The organism is Litoreibacter sp. GN1-5 (assembly GCF_055693805.1).
Genome location: NZ_JBVFUP010000001.1, coordinates 1,846,025 through 1,862,053, shown reverse-complemented (window position 1 = coordinate 1,862,053; position 16,029 = coordinate 1,846,025). Strand labels below are relative to the sequence as shown.

At 52.6% G+C, this 16,029-nt stretch carries 13 protein-coding genes, 1 tRNA gene and 2 pseudogenes; 6 read left to right on the top strand and 10 right to left on the bottom strand.

Annotated features, from left to right (window positions below; genetic code table 11):
• Window positions 1–4 precede the first annotated feature (4 nt).
• The 4 genes from ACZ1HF_RS09425 to ACZ1HF_RS09410 all read left to right on the top strand — a co-directional run bounded on the left by ACZ1HF_RS09425 (window position 5) and on the right by ACZ1HF_RS09410 (window position 4,466).
• Window positions 5–1,552 (top strand): phytoene desaturase, encoded by a 1,548-nt coding sequence (locus tag ACZ1HF_RS09425; RefSeq protein WP_472657242.1) that lies wholly within the window; start codon window positions 5–7, stop codon window positions 1,550–1,552.
• Complete coding sequence (crtB, locus tag ACZ1HF_RS09420; RefSeq protein ID WP_472657241.1) at window positions 1,549–2,568, top strand: 15-cis-phytoene synthase; 1,020 nt, start codon at window positions 1,549–1,551, stop codon at window positions 2,566–2,568. The genes ACZ1HF_RS09425 and crtB overlap by 4 nt, the downstream gene beginning before the upstream one ends.
• A gap of 37 nt (window positions 2,569–2,605) precedes the next feature.
• Complete coding sequence (gene tspO, locus ACZ1HF_RS09415; protein ID WP_472657240.1) at window positions 2,606–3,061, top strand: tryptophan-rich sensory protein TspO; 456 nt, start codon at window positions 2,606–2,608, stop codon at window positions 3,059–3,061.
• 559 nt (window positions 3,062–3,620) lie between these two features.
• Complete coding sequence (locus ACZ1HF_RS09410; RefSeq protein WP_472659019.1) at window positions 3,621–4,466, top strand: type IV pili methyl-accepting chemotaxis transducer N-terminal domain-containing protein; 846 nt, start codon at window positions 3,621–3,623, stop codon at window positions 4,464–4,466.
• Window positions 4,467–5,399: 933 nt separating this feature from the next.
• Here ACZ1HF_RS09410 and ACZ1HF_RS09405 read toward each other — a convergent pair.
• The 3 genes from ACZ1HF_RS09405 to ACZ1HF_RS09395 all read right to left on the bottom strand — a co-directional run bounded on the left by ACZ1HF_RS09405 (window position 5,400) and on the right by ACZ1HF_RS09395 (window position 7,096).
• Window positions 5,400–5,969: a tyrosine-type recombinase/integrase gene (locus ACZ1HF_RS09405; RefSeq protein ID WP_472659018.1), complete on the bottom strand. Its 570-nt coding sequence runs from the start codon at window positions 5,967–5,969 to the stop codon at window positions 5,400–5,402.
• A 40-nt stretch (window positions 5,970–6,009) separates the two neighbouring features.
• Window positions 6,010–6,864, bottom strand: a complete 855-nt coding sequence (locus ACZ1HF_RS09400) for a hypothetical protein (RefSeq protein WP_472657239.1) — start codon at window positions 6,862–6,864, stop codon at window positions 6,010–6,012.
• A gap of 155 nt (window positions 6,865–7,019) precedes the next feature.
• A tRNA-Arg gene (locus tag ACZ1HF_RS09395) sits at window positions 7,020–7,096 on the bottom strand.
• A gap of 257 nt (window positions 7,097–7,353) precedes the next feature.
• Here ACZ1HF_RS09395 and ACZ1HF_RS09390 point away from each other — a divergent pair.
• On the top strand, window positions 7,354–8,349 hold the full coding sequence (locus ACZ1HF_RS09390) for a LacI family DNA-binding transcriptional regulator (RefSeq protein WP_472657238.1): 996 nt from the start codon (window positions 7,354–7,356) through the stop codon (window positions 8,347–8,349).
• Here the strand turns inward: ACZ1HF_RS09390 and ACZ1HF_RS09385 are convergent.
• From ACZ1HF_RS09385 to ACZ1HF_RS09355, 7 genes and pseudogenes are all read right to left on the bottom strand, one after another.
• Window positions 8,346–9,191: a YihY/virulence factor BrkB family protein gene (locus ACZ1HF_RS09385; RefSeq protein ID WP_472657237.1), complete on the bottom strand. Its 846-nt coding sequence runs from the start codon at window positions 9,189–9,191 to the stop codon at window positions 8,346–8,348. The genes ACZ1HF_RS09390 and ACZ1HF_RS09385 overlap by 4 nt on opposite strands.
• A 6-nt stretch (window positions 9,192–9,197) precedes the next feature.
• Complete coding sequence (locus ACZ1HF_RS09380; RefSeq protein ID WP_472657236.1) at window positions 9,198–9,377, bottom strand: PLD nuclease N-terminal domain-containing protein; 180 nt, start codon at window positions 9,375–9,377, stop codon at window positions 9,198–9,200.
• A 210-nt stretch (window positions 9,378–9,587) separates the two neighbouring features.
• A complete protein-coding gene (locus ACZ1HF_RS09375) occupies window positions 9,588–9,893 on the bottom strand; it encodes a hypothetical protein (protein WP_472657235.1) in 306 nt (101 codons plus the stop codon).
• Between the two features lie 201 nt (window positions 9,894–10,094).
• The gene (locus ACZ1HF_RS09370; protein WP_472657234.1) at window positions 10,095–10,868 is read right to left on the bottom strand and encodes an IclR family transcriptional regulator; all 774 of its coding nucleotides are present in this window, start codon (window positions 10,866–10,868) and stop codon (window positions 10,095–10,097) included.
• 11 nt (window positions 10,869–10,879) lie between these two features.
• Window positions 10,880–12,241: a TRAP transporter large permease gene (locus ACZ1HF_RS09365; protein WP_472659017.1), complete on the bottom strand. Its 1,362-nt coding sequence runs from the start codon at window positions 12,239–12,241 to the stop codon at window positions 10,880–10,882.
• A 69-nt stretch (window positions 12,242–12,310) separates the two neighbouring features.
• A pseudogene (locus ACZ1HF_RS09360) lies at window positions 12,311–12,697 on the bottom strand (TRAP transporter small permease); the annotation flags it as partial.
• A gap of 309 nt (window positions 12,698–13,006) precedes the next feature.
• Window positions 13,007–14,240: pseudogene (locus ACZ1HF_RS09355) on the bottom strand (TRAP transporter substrate-binding protein).
• A gap of 114 nt (window positions 14,241–14,354) precedes the next feature.
• Here ACZ1HF_RS09355 and ACZ1HF_RS09350 point away from each other — a divergent pair.
• Window positions 14,355–15,986 carry a GMC family oxidoreductase gene (locus ACZ1HF_RS09350; RefSeq protein ID WP_472657233.1) on the top strand — a complete coding sequence of 544 codons (1,632 nt, stop codon included), beginning with the start codon at window positions 14,355–14,357 and terminating at the stop codon, window positions 15,984–15,986.
• Window positions 15,987–16,029: the final 43 nt, after the last annotated feature.

Genomic DNA, 16,029 nt, shown 5'->3' with positions numbered 1-16,029 from the left:
GCCTATGACCAGAGTCGACCCTCATTTCGCCTCGCCGGGTGAATTTGCGCAGCAACCAACCGCTGTTGTTATTGGTGCAGGCCTTGGCGGCTTATCGGCCGCCATGCGACTTGGAAGCAAAGGCTACCGGGTCGAGATCGTTGACAGGTTGGATATGCCGGGCGGTCGCGGGTCAAGCATTACAGAGAACGGCCACAGGTTTGACCTTGGCCCAACCATTATCACGGTCCCGCAGTTGTTTCGCGAACTCTGGGCCGATTGCGGGCGCGATTTCGACGCCGAGGTCGATTTACGCCCGCTGGACCCGTTCTATGAGATATGGTTTCAGGATGGGTCAAAGTTCTGTGCAACTGGGTCGACTGAGGGGATGCGTGCCGAAATCGCGCGCTTGTCGCCCTCAGATGTGCCTGGCTATGACAGGTTCCTGAAAGACAGTGAGCGACGCTATCAAGTGGGTTTTGAAGATCTAGGTCGTCGTCCCCTGCATAAGCTGTGGGACTTGATCAAAGTGCTGCCGACCTTTGCCATGCTGCGCGCTGATCGATCTGTTTATGGTCATGCTGCGCGACTTGTGAAGGACGAGCGTTTGCGCATGGCCCTGTCATTCCATCCGTTATTTATTGGCGGGGATCCGTTCAATGTAACCTCAATGTATATCCTTGTCGGTCATCTGGAAAAGACCTACGGGGTCCATTACGCGATGGGCGGTGTGGCTGCGATTGCAAAGGCGATGGCGAATATTGTGCAAGATCAGGGCGGCACACTAACTTTCGGGCGGGATGTGACCGAAATCATGGTCAAAAACGGTCGTGCTGCTGGGGTTAAGCTGGACACCGGGCGGATTATTCCGGCGGATATCGTCGTCTCAAATGCGGATGCAGGGCACACCTATTCTAAGCTCTTGAATCAAAAGCGCAAACGCTGGACGGACAAACGGTTGACACAGTCACGCTGGTCTGCGGGGCTGTTTGTCTGGTATTTTGGGACAAAAGACACCCGTGATATGTGGCGTGATGTGGGACATCATACGATCCTGAACGGCCCTCGCTACGAAGGTTTGCTACGTGACATATTCATCAAGGGTGAACTTGCCGATGATATGAGCATTTACTTGCACCGCCCAACAGTTACTGACCCAAGTGCCGCGCCAGACGGAGATGATACATTCTATGTCCTGTCACCTGTCCCGCATCTGAATGTGGACAACCCAGTGAATTGGGAGGTAGAGCGCGAAGCTTATCGCCAAAAAGTGGAAAAAGTCCTTGAGGACAGGTTGATCCCCGGTTTCATGGACCACATCTCGGCCAGTCGTATCTTTACACCTTATGACTTCCGCGACCGCTATCTATCGCCACACGGTTCAGGCTTTTCGATCGAGCCGCGTATTCTGCAAAGTGCTTGGTTCCGACCACATAATGTGTCGGAAGAACTGCCCGGCCTTTATCTGGTTGGGGCAGGGACGCATCCGGGCGCTGGGCTGCCGGGCGTTGTGTCTTCGGCTGAGGTGCTGGGCAAGCTGATCCCGGATGCAGTGAAAGTGCCTGCCGAATGATCGCGCCAGATGATCTGGCCCATTGCCGGGCAGCGATCCGTACTGGGTCACGGTCATTTTATGCAGCGTCTCATTTGCTGCCCGCGCGCGTGCGTGACCCGGCACTGGCGCTTTATGCTTTTTGCCGTCTGGCCGACGACGCAGTTGATTTACACACAGAAAAAGCTGCAGCGGTTTTGTCCCTGCAAGAACGTCTGCACCATGCCTACCGTGGGACACCGCGCAACGCGCCAGCTGATCGCGCGTTTGCCTGCATGATCGAGCATCATGAAATGCCCCGCGAATTGCCTAAGGCTTTGCTGGAAGGTCTCGCGTGGGATGCAGAGGGTCGCACATATGACAGCCTGTCCGACGTGCGGGCTTATTCGGCGCGGGTTGCTGCTGCGGTGGGCGCGATGATGACCGTTCTGATGGGGGTGCGAAATACGGATGCATTAGCGCGCGCCTGCGATTTGGGTGTAGCCATGCAATTGACCAACATCGCCCGCGATGTGGGCGAGGACGCTCATGAGGGTCGCTTGTATCTGCCACGTGACATGATGGAGGATGAAGGGCTTGATCCTGATGCCTTCTTGGCGGACCCTAAGCACTCTGCGGCCTTGGCGCGCGTGGTTCATCGCCTTTTGGGCGAGGCACAACGGCTTTACTTTCGCTCGGAAGCGGGCATTGCGGCGCTGCCCTTGTCATGTCGTCCGGGTATCTTCGCGGCGCGTCATATTTACGATGGTATCGGACGTCAGGTTCGGCGCAATCAGTATGACAGCTTTACACAACGTGCCTGCACGACGGGACGGAAAAAATTGGGCTGGCTGATCCTGTCCGTGATGCGATCCGCCGTGACAACCCTTATGCCACAATCAGCGGTTCTTTATGCCCCCGCCGTGCCAGAAGTGCAGTTCCTTGTTGATGCCGCCGCGCGGGATACACCGCCTCATCGTAGGAAATCGGGCAAACGCGCCTCTGCGGTTATCGACGTGTTCGCGCAGCTGGAAGCAAAGGATCGCCAAGGCGTTTGATCTTGGAAACCTTTGGAATGTAGCATAGTTAACAGATATGGACTGGATGCTGTTTATTGTTTTCTTCGGCGCTTGCGCCGCTGCGGCAAGCACCGGGGCCATGTTTCAGCCCGGTGCATGGTATGACAGTCTGGACAAGCCAAGCTGGACACCACCTAACTGGGTTTTCCCGGTGACGTGGACAGTGCTTTATATCGCCATTGCAATTGCCGCTGCGCGTGTGGCGCCTTTGGATGGAAGCGCGATGGCTATGGCCTTTTGGGCCCTTCAAATCGCGCTGAATACACTCTGGACGCCTGTTTTCTTCGGGTTGGAGCGTATGAAAGCAGGAATGGTTATTATTCTGGCCTTATGGATCGCGGTGGCTGGGACGCTGATCAACATGATAAGCCTTGATCTGCTGGCGGGGTTGCTGTTCGTGCCGTATCTGATCTGGGTCAGTATCGCGTCGGCGCTGAACTATTCGGTGTGGAAAAGAAATCCAAATAGCTAGTATTGCGGTAGGTGGCCGTCGTGCGCTGTACCTAAAACGCTATTTTTTCCGTGTTTTCTGGGAAAACCGACCGCTAAGATGCCAGCAAGACAAGAAGTTCTCCGTCTGGGTTTCTTGGCCAACTGACATTTGTAGGCATAAGAGCATATCCCCCAATACGTGCATCCTTGCCGTCCGGGGAGCATGGGAGGTCGAAAGAGGTTTTCATTTCCTGTCAACCGCCTGTGTACTGACGCTAAGCCCGACTTCTTAAAAGCGCGACATAAGAAATGCGTAATCTTGAGGGTGCTGGGGATGTATTGAATGGCAGGCAATGTCAATTCGGGCTTGCAGCGGCCTTTTAGAGACTCCGATGCATTGTATACACCATTCAGAAATGCCCCTGACTGTACAAAGTAGAAATGCATTGAGTTGACAATGCTTTAACTCAATTTCGTCATAATTGCACGACAATGTGCACGCTAATCAAAAAGCCTGATATGGAATTGGGTGTACCTTTGGAGTTCGCTTATGCACCACATTCTCAACAGCTTGCTCTTTATTGCAGGTCTAACCGTAGCTGCGTCAGGCGCGTCAGCTCAGCAGCTCGGTATCGAGATCTGATGGCGCGGATCGTATCAGACTGGCTAGCCAGCTCAGCACTCTGACACAACAGGTGGCGGCCGCATCCTGCTCACTCACATCAGGTATTGATGAAGAAGAAGCATATGATGTTTTGGAACGCTCTACCAAACAATTCGAACGCTATATCGATGCCCTTCGGGATGGGGATGAGGAATTGCATATCCTTGGCCCGGAAAAGGGTAGACGCATCCTAACTGATATCGAATTGATCAAAGATGAATGGATGGAGGTGCATGATGCAATTGAGGCAATTCTTGTAAACGATAAGCATGATGTCGAAAGTGCGCATATCATTGATGATCATAACCTGAAGCTTCTCGAACTGACCTCAAACCTTGCGACAGATATCACGACGCAATATGCGCAACCTTTTGAGATTTCGGCGGCAGATGTCATGCTGATAGAGATTGCAGGGCGCCAGCGTATGTTGACTCAGAAGATGGCAAAAGATGCCTGTGAAATTTGGACGGGTTATCATGCAGAAGCAGGCAAGGAAGATTTGCAGAAAACTATGACAATATTCGAAAACTCTTTGACAGCATTGCGTTATGGTATGCCTGCTGCCGGGGTCATTGAAGCACCAAATGATGCGATCCGGGAAGATCTCGACAAACTGCTCACGCGATGGGAAGTGATCAAGGTCAACCAGCAGACCCTTGTCGATGGCGGTGAGCTGACTGAAGAACAGAAGACGGAAATTTTCCACGACCTTCAGGTCGAACTGGCAGATCTTGAGCATTTGCTTGAGGATTACAAAGAATATGCAGAGCGGGCACATTAAAGGGTTCCGGCTTGATTCTGCATCACAAATCTGGGAATTTATAGCCAGTGTGCCGAAAGTCCGTACATATCTACACTGCCGCTGTCGTAACCTTTGAGGCTGGCATTTAGACAGCATAAATCCGACTTGCATTGAGGTCGATGAGTTTCACATGTCGGAATACCCATCGCAGATAAGTGATGTCTTGGTCGATTAATCCAAGTTCAGACCTTAGGCTCTCAACAATCCCTAGTAGCACAAAAGGCTGTATTCCATCCGGTAAACCTTTACGAGTTGCGGTCGTGCTCACGTCACCACCTCATAAACCAACTGTTTGTCGATTGCCTTGCTGAGTAGTTTTTGGGTATGGACGTTGAGAAGACTGGACGCTTTCGTATCTGATTTGATCCCGGTTTCGGTTGCCGCCGAGCCGGGATTTTTCCATTCATGAAGACTCCAAAATCCTTTGCCCAACGATCTGACTGTGCAGGTGATCTCTGCATGTTCTCGCACAGGGACCGTGGAATCCTGTATGATCCTGCAAAGTGAAGAAACGAAAAAGGTGTAATATTCTGTTTTTCAGGCATTTTTGGCGACCCCGGCAGAAGCCAATGGCTTGCAGCAAAGGCCAGAGCCGCCGGAGTTCGTGGTCGCTCAGCACATGGATTGCGCAAAAGCCGCGCGCGAGCCCTTGCGGAGGCGGCGGGAACCTCAGCACAGATAGGCGCTTGGACCGGCCATGAGAGCCTGTCGGAGATCGAAAGATACATTCGCAATTTTAATAAGCGGAAGGTTCTGACTAGCACGAAAACGGAACAGAAAGTTCCAACTTCCGTGACCAGAGTTCCAACTCAACCAAAAAAAGCAGGAGAATCAAATGTTTGAAAAAGTGCTGGCGACCCCGGCAGGATTCGAACCTGCAACCTGCCCCTTAGGAGGGAACCGTTCATAGCGCTATTCCTTCTGTGATTTCTGTTGCTTGGGTGTCTGTACAGGGTCTTCCTGTACATGGTTTGTACGAAAACGAGCCCTGACATCGGCCTCATCTGTCTCTGCGTGGGCATAAATGCGCATAGGCAAATTGGGGTCAGACCACCTTCCAGCCTTGGCTGCTGTGACCGGATCGACGCCTTGCCGGACGACCAATTCGGTGAAGAACCCGCGCCGTCCGGCAGGGTGGGCAGAGAGGTACGGGATGCCTGCGCTCTTGCAGATCGTTTTCCAACGCGTGTTGTAGCCCGTTGAACTACCATAGCCGAAAACACGCGGCTTCATGAACTTGCCGGTCTTTCGGTTCTTCGGGCGCTTTGGCGGCAATGCCAGAAGCTCGTCCATCATCTGAGGCGAAACGGTGATCCAGCTTTCCGGGTGGCCCTTCTGCGCTTTCACCCTGACCTTGTTCTCGGCGGGTCGCAAATCGTCAGGCTCAATCGAGACAGCCTGATCGATCCGCGCCGCCGTCTCGAACATGAACCGGACCAAAGCGGCGTTGTATGCGTCAGCGGCTCGGCAGAAGGCTTCGATCCACTCCTTGCTGTTTGCTCTTCGGTGGGATCGGTAGCGGTCATGGTCTTAGGCCAGCGGCTTGGATTTGCGCCTGCGTCACCAGTTTCGACGCCAGTAATCCGTCGATTTGCTTGGCCGTGATGTGCTTGCACATCGGGCTAAGATCACTGATCCAGCAGGCCAGCCGCGCATGGTGATCGGCTTGCAGCGTTGCCGCCTTTTCCCGGTCTTCCGCCTGCTTCTCAACATAGACCTGCCAGCGCCGTGACTGAAACCAGTTGTCAGAAAAGCAGACCTTGGAGCGTGTGAAACCTGCGCTGTCGGTGGCGTAAGCTCGGACGGCCTGAAGCATGTCCTCCGGTGCGATCCCTTTCTTCATGGCCTCTTCGATCTGGGCAAGGCAGGCCGCTCTGCCGCGCAGTCGGTCAGGTGGATAGGCTGCCAAAATTTTCTCAGCTTCTTCATCCCCCGCCGCCTCGCGCTTGCGCGTAGGTGGTTTATGGATGGTTTTAAGATGGTTTGGGGGCCGTGGTGGCCCCGGTACCCCGGCCACAGTGGCCCCCGTACCGGGGCCAGACTGGACGGGGGCCACTGTGGAACCCCTCTCAATCTCGGGCTCTGCGGTCGGTTCAAGGGCTTCAACCTTGGCCAGATCGATCCGGTAAACGACGGTGAAACCGTTCTTGCAGGTGCGTGCGCCGGTCTCGACTAGGATACCTTCCTTTAGGAACTCGCGGACGGTTCGCTTAACCGTGGTCTCCCCAAGCTCGGTGTGGCGCTGAATCGTTCCCTTGGAGCACCAGATGCCAGAACCATCATCGCTCGCCTTGTCAGCGAGAAACATGATGATCTGCTTGCGCGTCGCGCTGCCGAACTTTCGTTCCGCGCATGTATTCGCAACCCGCCAGCTCATTGGAAGGCCCCAAAGAGCGCAAAGACGTGCGAATTTTGTACAGGTTTTGTACGAGATTTCGGTCGTTTTCGGGGAATTCGGCGGAAAACGAAACGGGCGTTTCTGCACACTTCTGCAGAACCCCTTGCAAATAAGCCATATTTTTCAGGCAGTTTTGGCGACCCCGGCAGGATTCGAACCTGCAACCTGCCCCTTAGGAGGGGGCTGCTCTATCCAGTTGAGCCACGGGGCCATTGCAGTGTTTTGCTGGTTTTAAAGGTTCAGTGCAAGATTGGAAAATAAAAGGGGAAGCATGTTTGGCCCAACGCTTCCCCTTTTAAAGAGCCATGACAAAGACTTGCTTTGCGTGACGGCTCGATTTGTTAGCGGTAACATATTGGTGCAAACGCTTTTGGACAAGTGTCGTTTTCAAAGCTATCAAAGGGGTGTGTGATAGATGAAAGGCCCCTTCCAGTGGTAGAACGCTCCTCCCCTGATTATAGGCATAATATGACTTTGCGCGACGTGTCCGAAGCCTCGGGTGTGAGCGAGATGACGGTCAGTCGTGTATTGCGCAACAGCGGCGATGTTTCAGAAAAGACCCGCGCCAAAGTGTTGGAGGCCGCCCGGCAGCTTGGGTATGTTCCAAACAAGATTGCAGGTGCGCTGGCGTCTAACCGGGTCAATCTGGTGGGCGTCATTATTCCGTCTCTGTCCAATATGGTCTTTCCGGAAGTCATGATGGGTATCAGCCGCGTTCTGGATGAGACACCTTTGCAGCCTGTTGTGGGCGTGACGGATTATCTGCCAGAAAAAGAAGAGCAGGTTATTTTCGAGATGCTGTCCTGGCGTCCGTCCGGGTTGATCGTCGCAGGGTTGGAACACACAGATGCTGCATGCGCCATGATGCGCAATTCCGGTGTGCCGATTGTCGAAATCATGGATGTGGACGGCGAGGCTATCGATGCCTGTGTGGGCATCTCTCATACCCGCGCGGGACAGGAAACGGCAAAAGAAATCCTCAAACGCGGTTACAGCAAGATCGGGTTTCTTGGCACCAAAATGCCGCTGGATTATCGTGCCCGCAAACGGTTTGAAGGTTTCAACTCTGTCATCGAAGAGGCCGGTATTTCTTTACAAGCCGAGGAATATTATTCGGGCGGGTCTGCGCTTCGTAAGGGGCGGGAAATGACGCAGGCCATTCTGGTGCGTAACAAGGATTTGGATTTTCTGTATTATTCCAATGATATGATAGGGGCAGGTGGGTTGCTATATTGCCTTGAGGCGGGCCTGGATGTTCCCGGTGATATTGGACTGGCTGGGTTTAATGGGGTTGAACTGATAGAGGGTCTGCCCCGCCGCCTTGCCACGATGGACAGTTGCCGGACCGAAATCGGTAAAGCTGCCGCTGAAATTATAGCTGCAGGCAGTGACAAGCGTGAGTTACCTCATGGTAAGCGCATTGAGTTAGAGCCGGTTTTCGCGCCCGGAGATACACTGCGTTAGAGTGTGGCCCGCACAGTATTATGATTTCGCAGTTGTGCATTCAGTGCAGCGCCCATCAACACTACCCAGGCGCTTATGTAGAACCACATCAGCAAGGCTATAACCGCACCGATGGACCCATAGACCTGATTGTAATTGCCAAAATTCGACAAATAGGCTGAAAAGCCGACAGAGGCCGCAGCCCAAATCACCATAGCAACAAGAGACCCAACGCTGATCCAGCGTGTCCGAGCAGGGCGCATGTTGGGGCCGTAACGATAGACCAACCCGATGCCAAGTTGCACAACGATCAATACAAGAACCCAGCGCAGGGTGTCGAAGACCAAACCGGTCGATGTTCCAAGCGGGAGAAATGCTAGCACAATCGGAACAACTACAATTGAGCCGAGCGTCACCAGAACAACCCCAATTAGGGCCAGCGTTAGAAAGAAAGCTGTGAACAGGCGTCTCCAACCTGTGCGCGCTGGGGCCCCATGCATTGTGTTTAACCCCCGGATCAGGGCCGAAGCACCCGCGCGCGCAGACCAGATCGCAGCCCCCAGCGAAACGATTGTCGTCCAACCCAGCGTGCTGTCATTCGCGGCAACCAGTGCGTTCACTTGATCAGACAAAATGGTGTAGGCTTCGACTGGTATGAAGTTCTTGGCAATTACGAGTTGATCCTGAATAATGATAGGATCTGCCATGACGCCCCAGATGGCGATTATCGCAGCGACTGCCGGAAAAATTGCCAACATTGCGTAAAAGGCAACACCGGCTGCGATCAGGCCAAGATTTCGTTCGTCCATCGTCTGCCAAGTCCGACGCAGGACCGTTATAATTTGCCAGATATGGTGGATCACCTAAACCTACTGCGTTGCGCGTGGACCCGCAAAAAACCAAATCAGAAAACCGACCAATGGCAGGAATAGGACAAGAAGTATCCAAACGACCTTCTTACCTGTTGTTTCACTTGAATTAATGACCGAAACAATTGCCCAAATATCCAAACAAAAGACAAGTAAACCGCCTATTCCACTGATGCCCATCGCAGTGTCCTCCTGCCACTCTGTATACGGAGCCTTATCGCGTTTACCAAGCCCAACATGATTGTCCTGCCCGGCATATAACCGCAGGTGGTTTCTGTGTTCCTATGAGACAGCCCCGAATATCTCAGGGGATGTCTGCGCTTAAAAAGCAAAACGGCCGATCCCCCAGAGACCGGCCGTTTTGAAACAAATACCGTGTGGTGATATGTCTTAGTCGACCACTTTCATGATATCACCTTTGTGCAGGGCGCCTGCAACAAGGAAACCGGCTTTCACAGCTTCCGTAGGTGGGCAAGCAACACCGCTGCAGTTAACTGCGTGGGCTGCAACTTCAACAATGCCGATAGCACTAGAAATTGTATAGATCTTGCCATCGAACTCAACGAGTTCACCTGAAACCTGAATGGATTGATCGGGGGATTCAACTTTAACTGGACCGGCAATAGCCTGTCCGCACAAAATAACGGCACCAAGACTTACGCCATAGAATGCGCTTTTAAGCGTTTTGCTTTTCATAGTCATGCCTCCAAAAGTAATTTAAGATAGGAAGCAGAATTGCCTCCGCGAGTTAATTTTTAGTTATCAACTGAGACAAAAAATGTGCGAACTATGGTTAATTCTGGGGCGGTGACGTGAGGTAATTAACTAAAGTTTAAACTCGAGTGCCACAATTTCGACACATAATTAGAAGGCAAATACCAACATTTTCTGAAGGACTCAGGTCAGATCCTGTACCAGTTTCGATAGTTCCTCAGAGGCTTCATGTAAGGCAGGCAGAAAACTCAACGCCTTGTCGATGCTGAACCGCTGTGTGGGCGCATGAAAGGATAAGGTAGACATCAAGCGACCGTTTTGTTCAAGGATTGGGACTGCAACAGCGATCATGCCGTCCATGAATTCTTCTCGATCAGTTGAATAGCCAAGCTTTGATATCTCGGAAATCTCTTTTAGAAGAGAGGCGGGGGAGGTGATTGTATTAGCCGTCTTGGCCTTAAGGTTCTCTGCGTTCACGTATCGTTTCAGGTGATTTTTGTTCAGGTGGCTTAGATACATCTTCCCACTGGCCGTGCAATAGAACGGTACGCGGCTTCCGATAGGTAGCTGTATACGCAAAGGCCATTCCGTTTCGACCCGTTCGATGTAAATCATCGCGTCCCGGTCCGGTAAGGCAATATTGCAGGTTTCTCCGATCTCACCGCTCAGCTTTTTCAAAATTGTTTGTCGTGCAGTTCTAATACGCAGGGAAGACAGGATGCCTTGGGACATAGTCCGCAACCTTGCGCCGGGAGAATAGGTTCTGCCGTTAATCTCGCGTTGCAGAAAACCTTCCGCCTCAAGCGTTGAGAAAAGCCGGTGAATTGTCGGCTTCGGCAACCCAAGGGTTGCATTTACTTCGGTCGGAGTGACAGGCTCACCTTTCTCGGAGACTATCTCAAGAACCATAAGCAGTCTGAGATTTGTTGGAATCGTCTCTGTGTGTTGCCCGTCCATCCGTGTGCCTCTCAGCCTTTTGTCGGTACAAGATAGGTCGACAGTTCAGGCACAAGCGCCACAAGGAACCAGACAGAGATCAGAGCCACCAGATAAGGCACCGTGTATCGCAACAAGCGGAAATACGGCACGCCCGTAACACCTGACGCCACATACAGGTTCAAACCATATGGTGGCGTAATGAACCCGATTGAGGCGCCGACGAGGAAGATTACGGAAAACTGAATTGGATCAACCCCAACCTGAGCGGCAATCGGTGCGAGGATAGGGGCCAGAATAATTGTTACCGGTAGAGATTCCAGTACCATACCAGCCACGAACACAATCGCCATGGAGGTGAACAGAACCGGATAATACCCGCCCATCGAAGTCACAAATTCGGTGATTGTTGCCTGCGCTCCGAGTTGCGACAGGATCTGCTGCATCACGATCGAGATCGCAATCAGCGGGGCAAGAATTCCTGTGATCTGCGCAGAGCGCATCGTGATTGAAGGCAGCTCAAGCGGCCCAAACCCGCGTACCACCAGCATTTCAGCAAAGCCTTTTTCTGAGACGTCGCGGTCTTCATCTCGACCCATCAGCTTGTGAAGTGGCAGGCATACGAAGCCGACAATCACGCAGAATCCAACGGTAACGCCAGCAGCCTCGGTCGCCGAAAATTTACCGCTGTAGATGCCATACAGCACCAGACCGATGGCAAAGAACCCCAGCCAGGCACCTAATGCAGTCTTCAAAACCCGTGTCACGCTAAGACCAATCAAAACGCCCCAACCGTTGATGGTGGAAATGATAAAACAGGCGAGCATCATTGCAAAAACCATCAGGGCACCAGGAATAATCCCTGCCACGAACAAGTCTGAAACCGTCAGGTTCAGCAGGAAGCCATACACGATAAAGATGATCGACGGCGGGATGATAATCCCCACGGTTCCGCCAGCTGCGGCCGTGGCAGCCGAGAAACGCTCGTCATAGCCACCTTTTACCATCTCAGGGTGCAGCATGGATCCAATTGTGGCTGTTGTCGCTGAGTTCGACCCAGAAATAGCAGCGAAGAGACCACAGGCCCCAAGCGAGGCCATTGCAAGCCCACCCCGCAACCAGCCAAGACACGCATAGGCGTAATCTGACAAACGGCGAGCAATCCCGGAGCGGTTGATCAAGTCACCCGTTAGAATGAACAGCGGCATAGCTAGCAATGCAAACCCGTCGGTGAACACGTCCGACAGCTGCGACCCCATGTTATCCAGCGTCAATCCGATCAGGAAGGACATACCGATAACCCAGTAGCCGATCACCAGAAAAACTGGAACGCCAAGTGTAAACATTATCGTCACTGCAATTGAGATAATCGTTACCCAAGTTGAAGTTTCCATCGTATCAATCCCCCCGATCACAGCTTGTTTGATGAGCGGCTCACCAGAGCGGTAGTTGCGCAGATCATCGAAGAAATTCTCAAGCGCACGCGCAGTCAGGAACGTGAAGCTGAGCGGAAGGACCAGCAGGAACCACCACTGTTTGAGATCATCCGTACCAGGTACGATTTGAAAGTTCGCGGCAGAGTTGGCAGTGACTTTCATACCTGTGACCAGAACGATCCAGGAAAAGCCGATCCATAAGATTGTATCAAGGCTTAGGCAGGCCATCTGAGCAGGCCTCGGCATTTTTGTTCTAAACTCTGAAAAGGCCAAATGCGTCCGCAGTTTGACGTTATAGCTGCATCCGAGCCAAGCCATGATCAGAAACAGCATTGGCGGAACGGTGGAGGACCAGGACGGCTGACCATTCAGCCAAAAGCGTTGCACAACACCCACGAAGATAATGCCGCCCATCAGCAAGTAGGACGCGACCATGAATGTTGGCTCTAGGTATCTATCGAGAACGGGAACAGTGCGATAGATGAAGACGATCAATAGACCGCTGACGAGTAGGAAGATCAAGCCAAGAGGCCAGACGCCCATATTACTTCTGAGTGCGTCAGAAAGTATCCACGCATCATTTGCGAAAAGAGCGCTTATCACTTCGCCCATCCCGTCGAACCAACTGGCCATCGACGTGTCCTCCCGTATAATCCGAATTTAACCAATCTTAATGTTGGTTTGAATATCCGGGCGCCCGAAGCCGCCCGGACAAAAGCGATATTATGTGCGCCACCAGCGACGCGGCTCAACATTCTCAGGAAGTGTATCAGTCGGGATTTCCCGCGCAACATTGTAAATTTCCTGATAGGTGTCGATGCCGTCAGCCCAGCCATTGAGCCGTTCACGCCACTGCGCCCAAGGCTCTGGGTTGAATTCAGGCGAACACATCTCTTCGGCCATCTTGATCTGGTCATCCGCCAGGAATGCCGGCTTGACGTTTTCTTTGTCGAAGATCGTGCCTGGTAGCTGTGGATCACTGAAACCAACAGTTTTGACGAGTGCAGCTTCGTTTGCTGCCTGAACGTGGACCTGAGCCCAGTAAGCTGATTCCATCACGGCATCCTGAAGATGTGGCTCAAGTGAATCGAACACTTTTGTCGAGATCGACGTATGCTCTGTTCCGCAGAAGAATTTCAGGTCAACCGATTGCGATACAACAGGTGACATGTTGGCATATGCCACAGCAGATGCCCATGTTTCCGCACCGTCGATCAGACCTTGCTTCAGACCGTCAAGCGTTTCTTCCCAAGCAACCGGAACAGGGTTCAGGTTCAACAGCTCCATTGCGATCTCGTCCAAGCTGTGTACCGGTGACCCGGTTTTTGGTTCCGAACAGCTCTTCCAGTTTTGTGACTACTGGTTTGTCTGCAAAGCTTTGACCCAACTGAATGCCACGCAATTCGCAATGGCTGAACAGGAATTTCAGGCCATGGCGTTTTTCCAGAGGCTCCCGCAGAAGCTTCATGGATGCAGGGCTGTACAGGAAGTGATACTGTGCCGCACGGCTTGGGAACATGTATGCGTAGTCCAACACGTTCAGATAAGGTGCGCCACCAGCTGAGTTTTGTGTAGACGCAGAATACATGTCGACAACGCCAAGCTGCGTCTTCTCAACGCAGGATAGCTGACCACAGATCTGGTTATCCCCGATGAATTCTACGCGAATTTCGCCATCTGTCCGCTCCTCAAGGTCACGTGCAAACTCAAGTGGTCCGGCACGTTCGATCAAAAGGTTGCGGGCATTAAATCCAGATGCGCCAAGTTTCAGCGTATGCTTGGCTTCTTTGCCAAAACGCTTTTCGTAGGTGGACTCAGCTGCGCGTGCCAAAGAAGGCAGGGTCACTGCGCCGCCCAAAGCACCGGCACCCATCACGACGGATGATATGCCGTACTGGCCAGTGAGTTTCAGAAGGTCTCGGCGAGACAAGCCGCTGAGGGCTTTGGAAGCTTTCATTTTTTCCTCCCTTGAATAAAAATGATACTTATGTTCTCAAGATTGAACCATTTGTTGAATGATACGCAAGCAAATTCTACGATATCACGACAATACATGCAGGGAGGACGCATTATGGTTGAATTGAAAGCCGACTATATCGTTGTGGGCGCGGGCTCTGCCGGATGCGTCGTCGCTAACCGCCTGAGCGCTGATCCATCAGTCAAAGTCATTCTGATGGAAGCCGGTGGCCGTGACTTGAATCCTTGGATACATATTCCCGTTGGTTATTTCAAGACAATGCACAATCCTTCCGTTGATTGGTGCTACAAGACGGAGCCTGATCCTGGCCTGAACGGGCGGCAGCTCGACTGGCCGCGCGGCAAGGTTCTTGGCGGGTCTTCTTCCTTGAACGGATTGCTTTATGTACGAGGGCAGCCGCAGGATTATGATCGCTGGCGCCAAATGGGCAATACAGGATGGGGCTGGGATGATGTCCTTCCCCTGTTCAAACGCGCTGAAGATCAGGAACGTGGAGAAGACGAATTTCACGGTGTGGGTGGTCCGCTTTCAGTCTCTAATATGCGGATTCAACGCCCTATTTGTGATGCTTGGGTCGCGGCTGCGCAGGATGCTGGATACAATTTCAACCCCGACTACAATGGGGCTGATCAGGAAGGCGTTGGGTACTTTCAGCTGACCACTCGTAATGGGCGCCGCTGTTCGGCCGCAGTTGCCTATCTGAACCCTGTAAAGTCGCGCGAGAACCTGACAATCCTGACTCGTGCGCCTGCAAGCCGTGTGATAATTGAAAACGGGCGTGCCGTGGGTGTTGCCTATTTCGACAAATCCGGGGTCGAGCAAATCGTACGTGCTGATGCCGAAGTGATTCTCGCATCCGGTGCTATTGGGTCGCCGCAACTTCTGATGCTGTCTGGCATCGGTGAAGCCGCTCAATTGACCGAACACGGGATTGATGTTCTTGCTGACCGGCCGGGTGTCGGTAAGAATTTGCAAGACCACCTTCAAGCACGTCTCGTATACAAATGTAATGAACCAACTTTGAACGATGAAGTGCGCAGTTTGTTCAATCAGGCGCGAATCGCTTTGAAATATGCTCTGTTCCGCGCGGGGCCAATGACGATGGCAGCCAGCCTTGCGACGGGGTTCATGCGTACTGGCGACCACGTGGAGACACCGGACATTCAATTCCACGTACAACCTTGGTCTGCAGACAGTCCCGGCGAGGGCGTTCACCCATTTTCGGCCTTTACGATGTCAGTATGCCAACTTCGTCCGGAAAGCCGTGGTGAAATCAGGCTCGCCTCGAATGACGCGCGGGTTTATCCGAAAATACACCCGAATTACCTCGCGACTGAGGCTGACTGCCGCACCATCACGGAAGGCGTTAAAATTGCGCGCGATATTTCAACGCGACCACCATTAGCTTCAAAAATTTCGTCGGAACATGCGCCCGGTGTGGATGCACAAAGCGATGAAGAGCTTCTGGATTGGGTCCGGAATTTCGCCACGACAATTTATCACCCTACTGGAACCTGTAAAATGGGTAAGGGGGATGACGCTGTCGTGGATGAGCGTTTGCGGGTGCATGGTGTTGAGGGGCTGCGGATCGCTGATTGCTCTATCATGCCCGAGATCGTTTCGGGCAATACAAACGCACCCGCCATAATGATTGGTGAAAAGATCAGTGACATGATCGTCGAAGACAGGCGCGCAGGTGCCGTAAAGCAAGCTGCAAATGTGTAAATAAGGCTCTGCATATATAATAAAACGCCCGGCAACAAACCGG

What these genes read in the sequence shown, in the direction of transcription:
- ACZ1HF_RS09425 (WP_472657242.1), top strand. Translation starts at nt 5, where the DNA reads ATGACCAGAGTCGACCCTCATTTCGCCTCGCCGGGTGAATTTGCGCAG.
- crtB (WP_472657241.1), top strand. Translation starts at nt 1,549, where the DNA reads ATGATCGCGCCAGATGATCTGGCCCATTGCCGGGCAGCGATCCGTACT.
- tspO (WP_472657240.1), top strand. Translation starts at nt 2,606, where the DNA reads ATGGACTGGATGCTGTTTATTGTTTTCTTCGGCGCTTGCGCCGCTGCG.
- ACZ1HF_RS09400 (WP_472657239.1), bottom strand. Translation starts at nt 6,864, where the DNA reads ATGAGCTGGCGGGTTGCGAATACATGCGCGGAACGAAAGTTCGGCAGC.
- ACZ1HF_RS09390 (WP_472657238.1), top strand. Translation starts at nt 7,354, where the DNA reads ATGACTTTGCGCGACGTGTCCGAAGCCTCGGGTGTGAGCGAGATGACG.
- ACZ1HF_RS09380 (WP_472657236.1), bottom strand. Translation starts at nt 9,377, where the DNA reads ATGGGCATCAGTGGAATAGGCGGTTTACTTGTCTTTTGTTTGGATATT.
- ACZ1HF_RS09375 (WP_472657235.1), bottom strand. Translation starts at nt 9,893, where the DNA reads ATGAAAAGCAAAACGCTTAAAAGCGCATTCTATGGCGTAAGTCTTGGT.
- ACZ1HF_RS09370 (WP_472657234.1), bottom strand. Translation starts at nt 10,868, where the DNA reads ATGGACGGGCAACACACAGAGACGATTCCAACAAATCTCAGACTGCTT.
- ACZ1HF_RS09365 (WP_472659017.1), bottom strand. Translation starts at nt 12,241, where the DNA reads ATGGAAACTTCAACTTGGGTAACGATTATCTCAATTGCAGTGACGATA.
- ACZ1HF_RS09350 (WP_472657233.1), top strand. Translation starts at nt 14,355, where the DNA reads ATGGTTGAATTGAAAGCCGACTATATCGTTGTGGGCGCGGGCTCTGCC.